The sequence below is a fragment of the Pantoea phytobeneficialis genome (assembly GCF_009728735.1).
GTDB lineage: Bacteria > Pseudomonadota > Gammaproteobacteria > Enterobacterales > Enterobacteriaceae > Pantoea > Pantoea phytobeneficialis.
Genome location: NZ_CP024636.1, coordinates 682,128 through 699,845, shown reverse-complemented (window position 1 = coordinate 699,845; position 17,718 = coordinate 682,128). Strand labels below are relative to the sequence as shown.

Here is a 17,718-nt window from a genome sequence, read left to right as displayed (position 1 = left end):
ACCCTAACCCTCTCCCGCAAGCGGGAGAGGGGACAGATCGAGTTCACAAACCTCCCTCTCCCTTAGGGAGAGGGGACAGATCGAGCAAGCGTTTGCATGTAGCACACCTCCCTCTCCCTTATGGGAGAGGGCCGGGGTGAGGGTAACAGCACGCACCTTCCCCCCATTACCCACCCCAACCACAGGGCCAGAACCATGACAATTCGCCGCTATCTCTGCTGTCTGCTGTTGCTCCTGCCCTGGCTGGCCCAGGCGGGCGATGGCGCAGATTTCGCTGCCGCCAGTCGTACGCAGCAGGCCACGCTGCTCCAGCAATGGGCCGCCGCGCCACAGGCCAGTCGCCTGCCGCTGCTGGAGGCACTGCGCAATGAAACCGTGGTCATTGATGAACACAAACAACCGTTCAGTAAACAGGACGATAAATTCCAGCCGCTCGACAGCGCACAACAGCCGAGTGGCGAAACCAAAAAACTCTTTATGAACAACCGGCTGCGCGTGTTGATCGCCAGTGCGCTCGCCGCACATCAGCTGGTCAGTGCCGACCCCGCCATTCGCCTGCGCGCCGCGCAGCAACTGCAAAACGACGGCGCTGCCGACCAATTACCGCTGATTGAACAACGTCTCGTCAGCGAAAAAGACAGCAAGGTGCACGCCACCCTGGCGATGGCTGCCGCCAACCTGCAACTCACCAGCCCCGATGCGCAGGTACGCCTGAAAGCGGTAAAACTGTTGGGAGAATCCAGCGATCCTAATATGCAGGCCAGCCTGCAACAGCTGACGCAAGCGGCGAACGAACCCGATGCGCAGGTACGGGCCGCCGCCAGCGACAGCCTGCAACAAATCAAGCATCGCCTGATGTGGGGCGACCTGCTCGGCCAGGCCTTTACCGGCCTGTCGCTCGGTTCGATCCTGCTGCTGGCGGCGCTCGGCCTGGCGATCACTTATGGCCTGCTCGGCGTGATCAATATGGCGCACGGTGAAATGCTGATGCTGGGTGCTTACGCCACCTGGCTGGTACAAAGCCTGTTTCAGCAGTTCGCGCCGCAATGGCTGGCGTGGTATCCGCTGCTGGCGCTGCCAGTCGCCTTCCTGGCCACCGCTGTGATGGGGATGGTGCTGGAACGTACCATTATCCGTCATCTGTACGGTCGCCCGCTGGAAACCCTGCTCGCCACCTGGGGCATCAGCCTGATGTTGATTCAACTGGTGCGGATGCTGTTCGGCGCGCAGAACCTGGAAGTCGCCAACCCGGACTGGCTCTCCGGCGGGATGCAGCTGCTGCCAAACCTGGTGCTGCCGTATAACCGTATCGCGGTCATCGTGTTCGTGTTCGCCGTGCTGGGTTTGACCTGGCTGCTGCTGAACAAAACCCGCCTCGGCCTCAGCGTGCGTGCCGTGACGCAAAACCGGGCGATGGCAGATTGCTGCGGCGTTCCTACCGGGCGCATCGATATGCTGGCGTTTGGCCTGGGTTCCGGTATCGCCGGGCTGGGCGGCGTGGCGTTGTCGCAACTGGGTAACGTCGGCCCTGAACTCGGTCAGGGTTACATTATCGACTCCTTCCTCGTGGTGGTGCTGGGTGGCGTCGGCCAGTTGGCAGGCACCGTGGTGGCCGCGTTCGGGCTGGGCATTCTCAACAAGGTGCTGGAACCGCAGATTGGTGCGGTGCTCGGTAAGATCCTGATTCTGGTGTTGATCGTTCTGTTTATTCAGAAACGTCCCCAGGGCCTGTTTGCCTTTAAAGGGAGGGTGATTGACTGATGAGCCAGCCACTGACCTTAACCGCCGCGCGCAAAGCGCCGCGTCTGACCCTCAGCCTGGGCGTGCTTATCGCGCTGCTGCTGTTGATCATGCCGTTCTTTGCGCTGCTGCCCGCCAGCCATCCGCTGGCGCTCTCGACCTATACGCTGACGCTGGTCGGCAAGATCCTCTGCTATGCCATTGTCGCGGTGGCGCTTGACCTGGTGTGGGGTTATGCCGGGCTGCTGTCGCTCGGCCACGGCCTGTTTTTCGCCCTCGGCGGTTATGCGATGGGGATGTATTTGATGCGTCAGGCGTCCGGCGATGGCCTGCCTGCGTTTATGTCGTTCCTGTCGTGGAATGAATTGCCGTGGTTCTGGGCCGGGACACAACACTTCGCCTGGGCACTATGCCTGATCGTGCTGGTGCCAGGCCTGTTGGCGCTGGTGTTCGGTTTCTTCGCCTTCCGCTCGAAGATCAAAGGTGTCTATTTCTCGATCATGACGCAGGCGCTGACCTACGCAGGCATGCTGCTGTTTTTCCGCAACGAAACCGGCTTTGGCGGCAACAACGGCTTCACCGGCTTCACCACCCTGCTCGGCTTTAACGTCACCGCCACCGGTACGCGCATCGGATTGTTTGTCGCCACCGTGTTGTTGTTGCTGGCCAGCATCGGCGTCGGTTTTGCCCTGGCGCGCAGCAAGTTTGGTCGGGTGCTGACGGCGGTGCGCGATGCAGAAAACCGCCTGATGTTCATCGGCTACGATCCGCGTGGTTTTAAGTTGTTCGTCTGGACCCTCTCCGCCGTGCTGTGTGGGCTGGCGGGTGCGCTCTACGTCCCGCAGGTCGGCATCATCAACCCAAGCGAAATGTCCCCCACCAACTCCATCGAAGCCGCTATCTGGGTGGCGCTGGGTGGGCGTGGCACCCTGATTGGTCCCTTGCTCGGCGCGGCGATTGTCAACGGCGCGAAAAGCTGGTTCACCGTCGCCTTCCCGGAGTACTGGCTGTTCTTCCTGGGACTGATGTTTATCCTCGTTACGCTGTTCCTGCCGCGTGGCGTGATTGGCCTGCTGCGCCGGAGGAAAGATGACTGAACAACTGTTTACCCAACCGCATCCGGCGGATCGCCATCGCGATCAACGTGATCCGGTGCTGCTGCTGGAAAATATTAATGTGTCGTTTGACGGTTTTCGCGCGCTGACCGACCTGTCGTTACAGATCGGCGTTGGCGAATTGCGTTGCGTCATCGGCCCTAACGGCGCGGGTAAAACCACGCTGATGGATGTGATCACCGGTAAAACACGACCCGATAATGGACGAGTGATTTACGATCAGGACACCGACCTGACCGCCCTGTCTCCGGTGGAGATCGCCCGCGCCGGGATTGGCCGTAAATTTCAGAAGCCGACAGTATTTGAAGCGCTGACGGTGTTCGAAAATCTCGAGATCGCCCTAAAAAATGACAAATCGGTGTGGGCCAGCCTGCGCGCCCGTCTCAACGGTGAGCAGCAGGATCGCATCGACGAGGTGCTGAAGCTGCTGCGTTTGGGCGGCGAACGTCAGCGCAAAGCCGGTCTGCTGTCACACGGACAAAAACAGTTTCTGGAGATTGGCATGTTGCTGGTGCAGGACCCGCACCTGTTGTTGCTGGATGAACCGGCAGCGGGCATGACCGATGCGGAAACCGAGTACACCGCAGAATTGTTCCGCAGCCTCGCCGGTCAGCATTCGTTGATGGTGGTGGAACACGATATGGGGTTTGTCGAAACCATTGCCGACCATGTGACGGTATTGCATCAGGGCCAGGTGTTGGCCGAGGGATCGTTGCGCGAAGTACAGGCCGACGATCGGGTAATCGACGTTTATCTGGGGCGCTGAGATGTTACAGGTATCGGATCTGAATCAATATTATGGCGGCAGCCACATTCTGCGCGGCTTGTCGTTTGAAACCAAACCCGGCGAAATCACCTGCCTGCTGGGACGTAACGGCGTAGGCAAAACCACGCTGCTGAAGTGCCTGATGGGATTGATACCAGCTAAGTCCGGCGAGATCCGCTGGCAAGATAAGGTGATCAACCAGCGCAAACCGCATCAGCGGGTGCAATCTGGCATCGCCTACGTTCCCCAGGGACGGGAAATTTTTCCGCGTCTGACGGTAGAAGAGAATCTGTTAATGGGACTGGCGCGCTTCTCAGGTGCACAGGCCAAAGCGGTGCCGGAGGAGATTTATCAATTGTTCCCGGTACTGAAGGAGATGAAAGCGCGACGCGGCGGCGATCTTTCCGGAGGACAGCAGCAACAATTGGCGATTGGCCGCGCCCTCGCCGCCAAACCACAACTGCTGATCCTTGATGAACCCACCGAAGGGATCCAGCCGTCGGTGATCAAAGAGATCGGCGCGGTGATCCGTCAGTTGGCACAACGCGGTGATATGGCGATCCTGCTGGTGGAGCAATTTTACGACTTCGCCGCTGAGCTGGCCGACAACTACCTCGTCATGTCACGCGGTGAAATCGTGCAGCGTGGCCGTGGGGAAACAATGGAAGCGGATGGGGTGCGTGGACTGGTGGCGATCTGAGGTGATTTCTGGTTAACATGGCGCATGTTTTTTCCAGGAAAAACCGAGAGATGGAAACCCGCCGCTTTGATCGTATCACCCGCCTGGCGCTGGCGCTGAAACGCACCGATAAACTGCATCTGAAGGAAGCGGCACAGCTGCTGGGCGTGTCCGAGATGACCATCCGCCGCGATCTGACCGAACCGGCAAACGGCGTGGTGCTGCTGGGCGGCTACATCATGCGCGATCCGCGTCAGAACATCGCGCATTACTTTGTCAGCGACCAGCAAAATCTCAACGTCAGCAAAAAACAGCAGCTGGCACAGCATGCGGCGGCCCTGATTGAGGCCAACGACACGGTTTTTTTTGACTGTGGCACCACGCTGCCGCTGGTGATTGATGCCATTGATGACGAGCTGCCATTCACCGCCATTTGCAGCGCCATCAATACCTTTCTGGCGTTGAAAGAGAAGCCTAACTGCCGGGTGATTTTATCGGGTGGGGAGTTTCATGCCGACAACGCGGTATTCACGCCACTGGAACAAGTGACGGTACTGGACGCGCTTTGTCCGACCAAGGCCTTTATCTCTGCCGCCGGAATGGATGTACGTCAGGGTGCCACCTGCTACAACCTGAATGAGTTACCGATTAAACATCTGGCGTTGCAACGGGCGCAGACATGTATCGTGGTGGGCGACAGCAGCAAATATGGCAAGGTGCTGCCCGCCCGGATCGGCGATTTCTCGTTATTCGATATTCTGCTGAGCGACAGCCCGCCGCCACCTGCGTTGTTGAAGGTGATGCAGGTGGCCGGGGTTAAGCTGTGCTGCGGTTAGGCCCAGCGATCAATCACCGCCTCGCCGTCACGCAGACGGCGCAGGTTATCGCACACGCCTTTGATATTCCCTGCCAGCGAGATATCGGTGACGCCGCCAATATGCGGTGTGGCAATCACGTTATGCTGAAACACCGCATCGTTGGGATCAGGCGGCTCCTGCCAGAACACATCTAAACCGGCACCGGCCAGCGTTTGATTCTCTAGCGCGGAGAGAAACGCCGCTTTGTCGATCAGCCCGCCACGCCCAAGGTTTACCAGGAAAGCGGTGGACTTCATCTGCGCCAGTGCCGCCGCATCAATAATCTGATGGGTTTCCGCGCTGTGCGGCAGACTTAACACCACAAAATCAGACTCGGCCAAAAGTTGCGGCAACTGGCTGATACTGCCTACCCAGTCGAGCTGATGCTCACGGGCAAAGGCTTCATCCGCTTCCCGTTTCACACCAATCATCCGCATACCAAAAGGCGCGAGGCGTTTTGCCAGCGCTTTACCGATACCGCCCAACCCGACCAGGCCGACGGTTTTGCCCATCAACCCCATGCCGATCGGCTGTCCGAGCAACTGCTGCGCCAGGCACTGCGCGATTTCCTGCTGACGGCGCGCCAGGCCGATCATCATCCAGATACCCAGCTCTGCGACAGAATCGGCGTTGCCGGAGTGATCAGAGGGGACATTCGCCACCATGATGCCGGCCTTCTTGGCCGCAGCGATATCAACGCCTTCCAGCCCGACGCCTGCCTGCTGAATCAGCTTCAGGCGATCAGCCGTCGCCAGTAGCCGCGCATCGACCCGGCACATACCGGGCACCAATGCATCAAACCCGGCGAGGCTCTCGGCCGCATGACCCGCTGACGCAACAAACTCCACATCGGGTAACATCTGACGAATCGACGGGATTAAACCGCCCCAGGCCTGTTCATCCGCAGCAATCAGCACTCTCATCGCACCTCCTCCCGTTTTAAGGCAAAAAGCCAGCATAGTCCGATGGCTGAGTGAGAATCAAACAGTTATCCGTTTATCGCGCCAGCTCCAGAAGTTTCCCCGCTGTGTCGCTGTGATTGGATCGGGAAAACGGCTAAACTTCAGCATCTGACGTCCACCTCCACAGACCAAGAGGCTCATTACAACGTGGCTCAATTCGTCTATAGCATGCATCGCGTCGGCAAAGTGGTTCCGCCGAAGCGTCATATTCTGAAGAATATCTCTCTCAGCTTTTTCCCTGGAGCCAAAATTGGTGTCCTCGGCCTGAACGGTGCGGGTAAATCAACCCTGCTGCGTATCATGGCGGGCATCGATAAAGATATCGAAGGGGAAGCCCGCCCACAGCCGGGTATCAAAGTCGGCTATCTGCCGCAGGAACCGCAACTCAACCCGGAACACACCGTGCGTGAATCCGTAGAAGAAGCGGTGTCTGAAGTGGTCGGTGCGCTGAAGCGCCTCGACGAAGTTTATGCGCTGTACGCTGACCCGGATGCCGATTTCGACAAACTGGCCGCTGAGCAGGGCCGTCTGGAAGAAGTGATCCAGGCCCATGATGGTCACAACCTGGAAACCCAGCTGAACCGTGCGGCGGATGCCATGCGTCTGCCAGAGTGGGATGCCAAAATCGCTAACCTGTCCGGTGGTGAACGCCGCCGCGTTGCGCTGTGCCGTCTGCTGCTGGAAAAGCCAGACATGCTGCTGCTCGACGAACCCACCAACCACCTGGATGCAGAATCCGTGGCCTGGCTGGAGCGTTTCCTGCACGACTTCGAAGGTACTGTCGTGGCGATCACCCACGACCGCTACTTCCTCGATAACGTGGCGGGCTGGATTCTGGAACTGGACCGTGGCGAGGGTATTCCGTGGGAAGGTAACTACTCTTCCTGGCTGGAGCAGAAAGATCAGCGTCTGGCGCAGGAAGCCTCTGCCGAAGCGGCACGTCGCAAGTCCATTGAGAAAGAGCTGGAATGGGTGCGTCAGGGCGCGAAAGGCCGTCAGTCGAAGGGCAAAGCCCGTCTGGCTCGCTTCGAAGAACTGAACAGCACCGAATACCAGAAACGTAACGAAACCAACGAACTGTTTATTCCGCCAGGCGCACGCCTCGGTGACAAAGTGTTGGAAGTCGCTAACCTGCGTAAATCCTACGGCGATCGCGTGCTGATTGACGATCTCTCCTTCTCGCTGCCGAAAGGCGCGATTGTCGGGATTATCGGACCGAACGGCGCGGGTAAATCTACCCTGTTCCGTATGATGTCCGGTCAGGAGCAGCCGGACTCAGGCACCATCGAGCTGGGCGAAACCGTGAAACTGGCGTCCGTCGATCAGTTCCGTGATGCGATGGATAACAGCAAAACCGTGTGGGAAGAAGTTTCCGGCGGTCAGGACATCATGCGTATCGGCAACACCGAAATGCCAAGCCGCGCTTACGTTGGTCGCTTTAACTTCAAAGGCACCGACCAGGGCAAACGCGTGGGCGAGCTGTCTGGTGGTGAGCGTGGTCGTCTGCACCTGGCGAAACTGTTGCAGGTCGGCGGCAACCTGTTGCTGCTCGATGAACCGACCAACGACCTCGACATCGAAACCCTGCGCGCCCTGGAAAACGCCCTGCTGGAATTCCCTGGCTGTGCGATGGTTATCTCGCATGACCGTTGGTTCCTTGACCGTATCGCTACCCACATCATCGATTACCAGGATGAGGGTAAAGTGGAGTTCTTTGAAGGTAACTTCACCGAATACGAAGAGTACAAAAAACGCACCCTCGGCGCAGAAGCGCTGGAGCCGAAGCGTATCAAGTACAAGCGTATGGCGAAGTAATTGCGCTAACGCGATAATAAAAGGCGCCTTAACCGGCGCTTTTTTTTGCGCGATAAATCCTGAAACGGCTCGCGCGATAAATCGCGCCGCTACAGATATTTGCCCATCCCGTAGCCGCGCGATTTATCGCGCAGTGATGATATTTGCCCAACCCGTAGCGGCACGATTTATCGTGCAGTGATGATATTTGCCCAACCCGTAGCGGCACGACTTATCGTGCAGTGATGATATTTGCCCAACCCGTAGCGGCACGATTTATCGTGCAGTGATGATATTTGCCCAACCCGTAGCGGCACGATTTATCGTGCAGTGATGATATTTGCCCATCCCGTAGCCGCGCGATTTATCGTGCAGTGATGATATTTGCCCAACCCGTAGCGGCACGATTTATCGTGCAGTGATGATATTTGCCCAACCCGTAGCGGCACGATTTATCGCGCAGTGATGATATTTGCCCAACCCGTAGCGGCACGATTTATCGCGCAGTGATGATATTTGCCCAACCCGTAGCGGCACGATTTATCGTGCAGTGATGATATTTGCCCAACCCGTAGCGGCACGATTTATCGTGCAGTGATGATATTTGCCCAACCCGTAGCGGCACGATTTATCGTGCAGTGATGATATTTACCCAACCCGTAGCGGCACGATTTATCGTGCAGTGATGATATTTGCCCAACCCGTAGCGGCACGATTTATCGTGCAGTGATGATATTTGCCCAACCCGTAGCGGCACGATTTATCGTGCAGTGATGATATTTGCCCATCCCGTAGCGGCACGATTTATCGTGCAGTGATGATATTTGCCCATCCCGTAGCGGCACGATTTATCGTGCAGTGATGATATTTGCCCAACCCGTAGCGGCACGATTTATCGTGCAGTGATGATATTTGCCCAACCCGTAGCGGCACGATTTATCGTGCAGTGATGATATTTGCCCAACCCGTAGCGGCACGATTTATCGTGCAGTGATGATATTTGCCCATCCCGTAGCCGCGCGATTTATCGTGCAGTGATGATATTTGCCCAACCCGTAGCGGCACGATTTATCGTGCAGTGATGATATTTACCCAACCCGTAGCGGCACGATTTATCGTGCAGTTATGATATTTCCATCATATTTGTGATCCCCTGCACCACGCGCCGTTAATCAGCACAAAAACCCGCCTGAATCCGCTTTCACTCCTGGGCTGTTGCCCGATGTTCCCGTTTTGCCTGCTTTTTATACTCGCTATTGACCCGATGTATCCCTATCCGTCCCGGCATTTTTCATAACTACTCACGCCGGGCGCACCCTTTTGAGGTCTATGGCATGAAGATATCTACGATTGAAGTGATGCGCATCGCGATCCCCTTTGATGCTCATCGACGTCCACCAGCGGAGCAAGAAACCACGTTTAACGCGGCCTCGCCGTCGTTGAGCCGGATGGAAACCCTGCTGGTTAAAGTCACCAGCGACAACGGACTGGTGGGTTGGGGAGAAGCCTTCGGGCATCTGGCTAACCCGGTCACGGAGCAGGCACTGTGCAGCCTGGTCGCCCCCTTTTTCCTGCAACAGCCACTCCCCGACAGCGAACCGGCAATCGCGTCATTAATGCAGAACGCCGAGCAGGCTCTGCATGCGTTTGGCCGCAGTGGCCCGGTGCGCTACGCCCTTTCCGCTCTTGATATCGCCTTGTGGGATTTGCTCGGCCAGCAGCACCAGCAACCGCTGTGGCAACTATTGGGAGCAACGCGTCATCAGATCGAGCGCTATGCCAGCCTGGTAAGCTACGCCAATGATCCCGAAGAAGTCGCCACCCAGGTGCAGCGCGCTTATCAGCAGGGATTCCGCACCATGAAGCTGCATGAAACAGCCAGCCCCGCTATCGCTGCTGCCCGTGCTGCACTACCTGCTGACGCGCAGTTAATGGTGGACGTTAACTGTCCGTGGACGCGTGCGCAGGCGAGCCAGCACGCTTTTGAACTGCGTGCGCTGGAGCTGGGCTGGCTGGAGGAGCCGATCTGGCCACCGGATGATTTTGACGGTCTGGCGCAGTTGCGTCGCGTCGGTGTACCGCTGGCCGCCGGTGAAAACGTCGATGGTGATTTCGGTTTCGTCAATCTGCTGGAAAGTGGCGCGGTCGATGTGGTGCAACCCAGCGTCACCAAAGTCGGCGGTATCACCGCCGCCCTGCATGTCTTCGACCTGGCGCAGCAATATCGCGTACGCGTGGTGCCGCACTGCTTCTATTACGGCGCAGGGATGCTGGCTACCGCTCATCTGGTCGCGTTGCTGCCAGACAGCGTCAAAATGGAGATCCCGTGGATCGACTTCGCCGTCGATCTTTACCCCGATCTGCCCCACGACGTGCACTTTACCCTGAGCGATCGTCCTGGCCTCGGTTATCAGCCCGACGAGCAGGTGTTACGCGAGTATCGGATAACCCATCAACGGGTGGATCAACAGGGAGTGCATCATGTTTAAAAATTATCGTGTGGTCATTGCCCTGCTGCTGTTCTGCGCCGGGATGCTCAACTATCTCGATCGCGCCGCACTGTCGGTCATGGCGCCACTGGTGAAAAAAGATCTCGGCATTGATGATGCACAGATGGGCATCCTGTTTAGCTGCTTCTTTATTGGTTATTGCCTGTTTTGTTTTCTTGGCGGCTGGGGGGCTGACCGCTTTGGCCCACGTCGTGTCTATGCCTGGGCGGCTTCGATCTGGTCGCTGTTTTGCGGTGCCACCGCGCTGGTCACTGGCTTCGGTCATCTGTTGATTGTGCGTATGCTGTTTGGTATCGGCGAGGGGCCGATGGGTACCACCACCAACAAATCGATTGCTAACTGGTTCCCGCGTCAGGAAGTTGGCCGGGCAGTCGGTTTTACCAATGCCGGACAGCCGCTGGGTGCAGCCATTGCCGCACCGATTGTTGGTCTGGTTGGGCTGAATTTTGGCTGGCGTATTGCTTTCATCGTGATTGCCGCGCTGGGCTTTATCTGGGTCGCCAGTTGGCTGCTGCTGTTCCGTGATAAGCCAGAGCAGCATCCGCGCGTCAGCCGCGAGGAAAGTCAGCTGATTATGCAGCAACGTCCGGCCAGCCAGAGCGCCAGCACCCCGCAGCAGGATCAGCACTCGCTGTGGCGCTACGTCTTCTCACTGCCGGTGTTAGGCGTCGCCAGCGCCTTCTTCTGCTTCAACTACATCCAGTATTTCTTCCTCTCCTGGCTACCGAGTTACCTGACCGACTTCCAGCATCTGGATATCAAAAGCATGAGCATCATCGGTATTCTGCCGTGGCTCGGTGCCACCGTTGGTTTTCTCGGTGGTGGCGTGGTGTGCGACATGCTGTTTCGCCGCACGCAGAATTTCCTGCTGTCTCGTAAGCTGGTGATTTTTGTCGGACTGGCCGTCGCCGCGTTATGCGTGCTGCTGACCGCCTGGAGCCAGAGCCTGGCTGCGGCCGTCACCCTGATTACCCTGGCGAGCGTGTTTGCTTATATGACGCCGCAAGCCTGCTGGTCATTGTTGCAGGATATCGTTCCGGCAGGACGAATTGGTACGGCAGGCGGGTTTGTTCATCTGCTGGCGAATCTGGCGGGCATTCTGTCACCGGGGATTACTGGCTTCCTTATCCAGTACGGCGGCGGCTATCACACCGCCTTTGTGTTGGCGAGCGTACTGGCTTTGACGGGAATGCTATTGCTGGCGCTGCTGGTACGGCAGAAAGGGGTTAATACGCTGCGCGCACTGGCGTCGCATTAAGGCGGAAATACGTAGCGGCGTGATTTACACGCGCCAAAAACATTGCGCGATAAATCGCGCCGCTACGCCAGAGGCATGTTTAACGGGGGACGCCGTTCCCCAGCATCTGTTTAACCAACTCGACACAGCGCAGGAAGCGCGTGTCGTAGTCGTCCTCTTTCACATGGACGAAGTCGATATTGTTCTCACGCAGCATGGTGATCAGCAACGACTGAAACTCGCGTCGATCCACTGAACTGCCCAGGCTACGCAACCCATCCGCCACCCACGGCACGTTATTCTCCAGCAGAATCACCAGGTCGAAGCGGTATTCATCAATCAGCGCCTGCACAAACGGATGTTCGCGCCCCTCATACTTGAGGCAAAACGCCTGGGTGGTGATGAAATCGGTATCGATAAAGGCCACTTTGTTGGCGTACTTGACGGCAAAATCGATGTACTGCGCCTGACCAAGGGCGATTTTGTCATAGTCCGAATATTGCAGCGCGATCTCGTCACCACCAAGGTGGGAGAACACATAATCGCGGCCATATTCCCACGCGCTGGTGGTATTGAAGATGTTCGCCAGCTTATTGACCAGCGTCGATTTTCCGCTCGACTCACCGCCAAGGATCGCCACGGTGCGCACAAAGAACGGCTTGACCTCAGTCGGAATATATTCCCAATAGCGAAACGGATCCTGGCGAATCTGCGCGCCGCTGATGCTCATAAAGGATCGATTGGGATCGAGCACCACCGCTTCAATACCGAGGTGCTGCTGATACATCGGCGCATCCGGTGCTTCGCTGGTGTAGACGCAATCCGCTTCAATGCCCTGCTGCGCCAGAAACGCTTTAACGCCTTCACTCCACACATCCCAGCCGTGCGGATAAGGCTCGATGCCTTCTTCGTTGAAGGAGTGAATACGGATGTTTTTCTGGTATTTGAAGGTTTGCAGCAGCCAGCGCAGGCGATCGCTGACCGTCGGCTGCTGCGACATGGCGCTGTTTTCAAATAATTCGCGATCGCGCGGATCGTCATGTCCCATGATGATATGCAGTTCATCAACCTGGCTACAGGCGCGCTGGATCAGATAAATATGACCGGTGTGCAGCGGGTAGAACTTACCGAATATCACGCCGACGGTCTTCTCGCGACGCGGAAACTCCAGACCGAGAAAGCGATGTAACGCTTCCAGTTTAGCGGCGCTGGGGCTTTTGATTTTGGCATTCAGCAACTGGCTTAAATAGCCTTTGGTCATCCCGCTGGCATCCGCCACCTGTTGCAGCGTATGGCCCTGCTGGCGAATGGCGGTTTTCAGGTAGTCAAATGATGACATGATGTGCCTCCTGCATGGAAAGTGCGGCTGGTTGCCCTCACCCCGGCCCTCTCCCACAAGACGGGAGAGGAAGGTGTGCAAAATGTTAGTCAGGCTGAGGCATTACAGCTCGTCCAGAATCGCCAGCGCATCCGCCAGCTTCTTCGCGCTGTAAACCTTCATCCCCTCAATCGGTTTCTTCGGTGCATTGCCTGCGGGCACTATCGCGCGCTTGAAACCATGCTTGGCGGCTTCGGAAATACGTTCCTGACCACTGGGCACCGGGCGAATTTCACCGGCCAACCCGACTTCGCCGAAAATCACCAGATCCTGTGGCAGAGGACGATCGCGCAAGCTGGAGACCATCGCCAGCAGCAACGCGAGGTCGGCACTGGTTTCCGTGACTTTTACGCCACCCACCACGTTGACGAACACGTCCTGATCCGCCATCTGTAATCCTCCGTGACGATGCAGCACCGCCAACAGGATCGCCAGGCGATTCTGCTCCAGCCCCACCGCCACGCGACGTGGATTGCCCATCATGGAGTGGTCCACCAGCGCCTGAATCTCCACCAGCAGCGGGCGTGTACCTTCCCACACCACCATCACCGAGCTGCCCGAGGTGATTTCATCACCGCGAGACAGAAAGATGGCCGAGGGATTGCTGACTTCACGCATCCCCTGCTCGGTCATAGCGAACACCCCTAATTCGTTCACCGCGCCAAAACGGTTTTTGTGGCTGCGCAGGGTACGGAAACGTGAATCGGCGTCACCATCCAGCAACACGGAACAGTCGATGCAATGCTCCAGCACTTTTGGACCAGCCAGTGAGCCATCTTTGGTGACATGTCCCACCATCACAATCGCCACGCCACGCGTTTTTGCGAAACGCGTCAGATAAGCGGCAGTTTCACGCACCTGCGCTACGCTACCCGGCGAAGATTGGATCTCCGCCATATGCATCACCTGGATCGAGTCGATCACCATCAGTTTCGGTTGTTCCTGCTCGGCGATCAGGCAGATCTGCTCGATGCTGGTTTCCGACAGCATATTCAGATTTTCGGTGGGTAATCCCAGACGATGGGCGCGCATGGCCACCTGTTGCAGCGATTCTTCGCCAGTGACGTACAGGGTTTTCATCCCCTCCGCCAGCTTACACATCACCTGCAACAGCAGCGTTGATTTCCCGGCACCGGGGTTGCCGCCAATCAGAATCGCGCTGCCCGGCACCACGCCGCCGCCGAGCACACGGTCAAACTCTTTAAAACTGGTGGAGAAACGCGGCAGGGCCTCAAGGCTGATCTCCGACAGCTTCTGCACCCGGCTGGTACCGGCGCTTCCGGCGTAACCACTCAGGCGCTCGTTGCGCGCAGCGGCTGGCGAGGCGGCAATGCGCACCTCGGTGATGGTATTCCAGGCATGGCAGGCGCTGCATTGCCCCTGCCAGCGCGGATAGTCAGCTCCGCATTCATTACAAACGAAAGCGCGTTTTGCCGCTTTGGCCAAATCCGTTCCTTAATTAACGTTCTTCGTGAATCAGGCTGCCGCTCAGGATGCAGAACACCCCCATCAGGTCAGCGTGACGGATAATGACCTCCGTCTGCTCATTCACTTTGGGTTTAGCATGATAGGCGATACCCAGACCGGCGGTTTTAATCATCGGCAGGTCATTGGCTCCGTCGCCAATCGCCACGGTCTGCTCCGGGGCAATGGCAAAACGCTGCGCCAGGTTATTCAGGGTATCGGCTTTAAATTGTGCATCGACAATCTGGCCCAGCACCTGGCCGGTCAGTTTGCCGTCGCGGATTTCCAGTTCGTTAGCCACGGCCGCTGCCAGATGCAAGGTGTCGCGCAGATAGTCAGCGTAATAGGTAAAGCCGCCAGAGGCGATCGCCACCTGCCAACCCAGCGCCTGTAATTTCTGCACCAGCGTGGTCAGGCCCGGCATCAAAGGCAGCGTATCACGCACCTGCTTCAGGATATTGGCATCGGCACCGGCCAGCGTGCCGACTCGTTCGCGCAGGCTGGCTTTGAAATCCAGTTCGCCACGCATCGCGCGTTCGGTCACTTCCGCCACGCGTTCGCCGCTGCCCGCCAGTTTGGCGATTTCATCAATACATTCGATCTGAATCGCCGTGGAGTCCATATCCATCACCAGCAAACCCGGGGTTTTCAGGTGGGGAATTTTGCCAAGCGGTGCCACATCAAAACCGGCATCATGCGCCAGTTTGGTCGCTCGCGGCGTCAGAGAGCCAGCCAGACGAATCACCTGGTACTCATCAACATTCCAGGCGCTGACGATCACCATCGCTGCGCCCAGCTGATGCTGATAGTCAGTCAGCTTTTGTTTATCAAGCCCGCGCCCATACAGCAGCCAGCCAGTCCGACCAGCACGGTAATCCAGCGGCATCACTTCATCACCGCTGAGGGAAAGGGGTAGACCCGGCCAAAGGGATACATCGGCGGGCAGATCGCACCAGGTAAGACGATTTGGCATTACAGCTCCTGTAGGGACAACAAAACCACGCAAGAGGCTACCTTGTCTGCGCGGGTTCTGGCAACATAATTGCCAGCCTTTCTGCTGTTATGTCACACGGGTTTCTGATGGTTAAAACCGCACTGAAATTTCGCCTGCACCGCACGGTGATTGTTCTTATCTCGCTGGCCCTGTTAGTGGTGCTGATGCAGGGAGCATCCTGGTTTAGTCTCGGGCACCAAATGGCGCGCTCCGAACAGGTGGAGGAGCTGGCCCGCACCCTGACCAAACAGGTGGCATTCAGCCTGCAACCCTTGATGGATAACAGCGACGATAATCGCACGCAAATTGAAGCGGTGCTGAATCAGCTCACGGAGAACAGCCGCATCCTGGATGCCTCTGTCTATGCTGATGATGGCAGCCTGGTGGCGCACAGCGGCGAAAGCATCGATGTGCGCGACCGCCTCGCCCTCGATGGCAAGCGCGCCGGTAGCTATTTCAATCATCAGATTGTGCAGCCGCTCAATGGTAAAGACGGCCCGCTGGGTTTTCTGCGTATCACGCTGGACACCCACGTACTGGTCACCGAATCGCGCCAGGTAGATAACACCACCAACATTCTGCGTCTGATGATGCTGCTGGCGCTGGCGATTGGCATCATCCTGACCCGTACCCTGCTGCGCGACCGCCGCACCCGCTGGCAGCAGTCGCCGTTCCTGCTCACCGCCAGTACACCGGTGAAAGAGGATAAAGAAGAAGAGGCGGAAAACGGTAAACCGTAGCGGCGCGATTTATCGCGCATTTCCGTGTACGCTGTCGGTAAAACCCGCGCGATAAATCGCGCCGCTACAGCGTATTTCATTTCTCCGTCATCTTTTCCAGCGTCAGGTCCAGCGCAGCCAGTTGCTGCTGTGCCTGGCGCGCAATCAACCGGAACCCTTCACTAAACGCCCCTTCTGCTGCAATGGTCTGCCAATAGCTTTTCGCCATTGCGCTGGCCGTCCGCCACACCTCACCGGAAAGCGAAAAGTCGAGGGTTAAATTCACCTCGTCACGCATATGACCGAGCGAGTTCGGTGCCAACGCCATCGGTAGCATGTCGTAGGCCGGGGTCAGTTGCAGTTGTTCCCCGTCGGTAAAAAACGACAGGTTCCCGGCGTGCATATCGCTGTTGGCGATCAGGCGACCAAAGGCCCATTGCAGCGTCCCACGCTGCTTTGATGCTTCATCCAGCCGTTGCTGGCGCGCCAGTTCGCGCAACGCATCCGGCCAGTGCTGCTGTCGCCCCAAAAATTCCGCGCTAACCGCTTCCAGCGAACACATCCCACGCCGTCCTCGTTCGCCTTCACGATCGAAGCGCTCAACTTCGAGGAACAACTGGCCGCCTTGTTCAATAATCTGGCTACGTGCTGCCGCCAGCCCTGTCTCGGCCAATTGTCGTAGTGCCAGATGTTCCGCCCGCAGTAAATCACGCCAGCGCTGGCTGTTTTCGCTCTGACGCGGCACCGTGAATTTGACCAGGCAGTGATGTTCGCCGTGGGCGGTTTCGGCATAACACAGGAACTTTGGCTGCTCACCCGCCGCCGATGACCCCACCTCATCACCGTTCAGCACCTGTTGTGCCAGTTGCGGATAGCGCATAATTTTTTGCCCGGCGCTCAGCAGCACGGGGGCAGATTGCTGCAACCAGCGCTGATACGCCGTCGCACCGAGCAGGCAGTTGCCCGGCATGTCCATGCCCGTTACCGTCAATGCCATCAGGCACTGCTCATCGCTCCAGACACGGAGATCCTCGGTTAACCCTAGTGCATGCGCATTCTCTCTTCCCCACAGCCGTCCGAGGAACCCCTGGGGACGCATATCGCTGAGGAACCACGGCAATCCATCGTAGAACGTCCCGTTCTCCTGTTCATCCAGATGCAAACAACTGCCCTGCGGCCAGGTACGTACCAGCCAGCCTGCTTGTACCGTCTGACCCGACGGCAGCACCCGATAAAGAGGAAAACGGCTTTCACCGCGCAACGGGCGCAGCAGAGCATAGCGCGTGGCGCGGGCTTTGCCCCAACGCACGACCTGATCCTGTTGACGTAACTGGCGCGAAAGCGTCGCCTGGCTGATGCCAAGACGGCGCAACAGCTCTGCCGCACCTAATGGGCCATCCAACAGCTGTGTCGTGATATCCGCCATCGCGCCCTCGTTGATGAATAGATTTATGAATAGATTCTAGCATGAAAAAAGGCCCGCTCAGCGGGCCTTCAGACGCA

At 57.6% G+C, this 17,718-nt stretch carries 14 protein-coding genes; 9 read left to right on the top strand and 5 right to left on the bottom strand.

The window, feature by feature from the left end:
- Nucleotides 1-195 precede the first annotated feature (195 nt).
- The 5 genes from urtB to deoR are packed head-to-tail and all read left to right on the top strand — an operon-like array spanning nt 196 to nt 5,136.
- Nucleotides 196-1,761, top strand: coding sequence for an urea ABC transporter permease subunit UrtB (gene urtB, locus CTZ24_RS03125; protein WP_208724754.1), 1,566 nt, complete (start codon nt 196-198; stop codon nt 1,759-1,761).
- Nucleotides 1,761-2,837 (top strand): urea ABC transporter permease subunit UrtC, encoded by a 1,077-nt coding sequence (gene urtC / locus CTZ24_RS03120; RefSeq protein WP_208724753.1) that lies wholly within the window; start codon nt 1,761-1,763, stop codon nt 2,835-2,837. The genes urtB and urtC overlap by 1 nt, the downstream gene beginning before the upstream one ends.
- Nucleotides 2,830-3,621 (top strand): urea ABC transporter ATP-binding protein UrtD, encoded by a 792-nt coding sequence (urtD, locus tag CTZ24_RS03115; protein ID WP_021184802.1) that lies wholly within the window; start codon nt 2,830-2,832, stop codon nt 3,619-3,621. The genes urtC and urtD overlap by 8 nt, the downstream gene beginning before the upstream one ends.
- Before the next feature lies 1 nt (nt 3,622).
- Nucleotides 3,623-4,321, top strand: coding sequence for an urea ABC transporter ATP-binding subunit UrtE (urtE, locus tag CTZ24_RS03110; protein WP_021184803.1), 699 nt, complete (start codon nt 3,623-3,625; stop codon nt 4,319-4,321).
- A 50-nt stretch (nt 4,322-4,371) separates the two neighbouring features.
- Nucleotides 4,372-5,136 carry a DNA-binding transcriptional repressor DeoR gene (gene deoR / locus CTZ24_RS03105; protein WP_021184804.1) on the top strand — a complete coding sequence of 255 codons (765 nt, stop codon included), beginning with the start codon at nt 4,372-4,374 and terminating at the stop codon, nt 5,134-5,136.
- On the opposite strand, the gene CTZ24_RS03100 is transcribed toward deoR, so the two are convergent.
- The gene (locus CTZ24_RS03100) at nt 5,133-6,080 is read right to left on the bottom strand and encodes a 2-hydroxyacid dehydrogenase (RefSeq protein ID WP_208724752.1); all 948 of its coding nucleotides are present in this window, start codon (nt 6,078-6,080) and stop codon (nt 5,133-5,135) included. The two genes, deoR and CTZ24_RS03100, sit on opposite strands and share 4 nt — an antisense overlap.
- Before the next feature lie 186 nt (nt 6,081-6,266).
- Here CTZ24_RS03100 and ettA point away from each other — a divergent pair, with 186 nt between their 5' ends.
- The 3 genes from ettA to CTZ24_RS03085 all read left to right on the top strand — a co-directional run bounded on the left by ettA (nt 6,267) and on the right by CTZ24_RS03085 (nt 11,681).
- Nucleotides 6,267-7,934 carry an energy-dependent translational throttle protein EttA gene (ettA, locus tag CTZ24_RS03095; RefSeq protein WP_071783592.1) on the top strand — a complete coding sequence of 556 codons (1,668 nt, stop codon included), beginning with the start codon at nt 6,267-6,269 and terminating at the stop codon, nt 7,932-7,934.
- Nucleotides 7,935-9,247: 1,313 nt separating this feature from the next.
- Entirely contained in the window at nt 9,248-10,402 is a 1,155-nt protein-coding gene (locus tag CTZ24_RS03090) for a mandelate racemase/muconate lactonizing enzyme family protein (protein WP_208724751.1), read from the top strand.
- A complete protein-coding gene (locus CTZ24_RS03085; protein WP_021185819.1) occupies nt 10,395-11,681 on the top strand; it encodes an MFS transporter in 1,287 nt (428 codons plus the stop codon). The genes CTZ24_RS03090 and CTZ24_RS03085 overlap by 8 nt, the downstream gene beginning before the upstream one ends.
- Before the next feature lie 79 nt (nt 11,682-11,760).
- Here CTZ24_RS03085 and nadR read toward each other — a convergent pair whose 3' ends face one another.
- From nadR to serB, 3 genes are all read right to left on the bottom strand, one after another.
- Nucleotides 11,761-12,999 carry a multifunctional transcriptional regulator/nicotinamide-nucleotide adenylyltransferase/ribosylnicotinamide kinase NadR gene (gene nadR, locus CTZ24_RS03080; protein WP_021185818.1) on the bottom strand — a complete coding sequence of 413 codons (1,239 nt, stop codon included), beginning with the start codon at nt 12,997-12,999 and terminating at the stop codon, nt 11,761-11,763.
- Between the two features lie 102 nt (nt 13,000-13,101).
- Entirely contained in the window at nt 13,102-14,484 is a 1,383-nt protein-coding gene (gene radA, locus CTZ24_RS03075) for a DNA repair protein RadA (protein WP_013507777.1), read from the bottom strand.
- Nucleotides 14,485-14,497: 13 nt separating this feature from the next.
- Entirely contained in the window at nt 14,498-15,475 is a 978-nt protein-coding gene (gene serB, locus CTZ24_RS03070; RefSeq protein ID WP_021185816.1) for a phosphoserine phosphatase, read from the bottom strand.
- Nucleotides 15,476-15,582: 107 nt separating this feature from the next.
- On the opposite strand from serB, the gene CTZ24_RS03065 reads away from it, so the two are divergent.
- Nucleotides 15,583-16,236, top strand: coding sequence for a YtjB family periplasmic protein (locus CTZ24_RS03065; RefSeq protein ID WP_208724750.1), 654 nt, complete (start codon nt 15,583-15,585; stop codon nt 16,234-16,236).
- Nucleotides 16,237-16,312: 76 nt separating this feature from the next.
- Here CTZ24_RS03065 and yjjJ read toward each other — a convergent pair whose 3' ends face one another.
- Nucleotides 16,313-17,641 carry a type II toxin-antitoxin system HipA family toxin YjjJ gene (gene yjjJ, locus CTZ24_RS03060; protein WP_208724749.1) on the bottom strand — a complete coding sequence of 443 codons (1,329 nt, stop codon included), beginning with the start codon at nt 17,639-17,641 and terminating at the stop codon, nt 16,313-16,315.
- Nucleotides 17,642-17,718 lie beyond the last annotated feature (77 nt).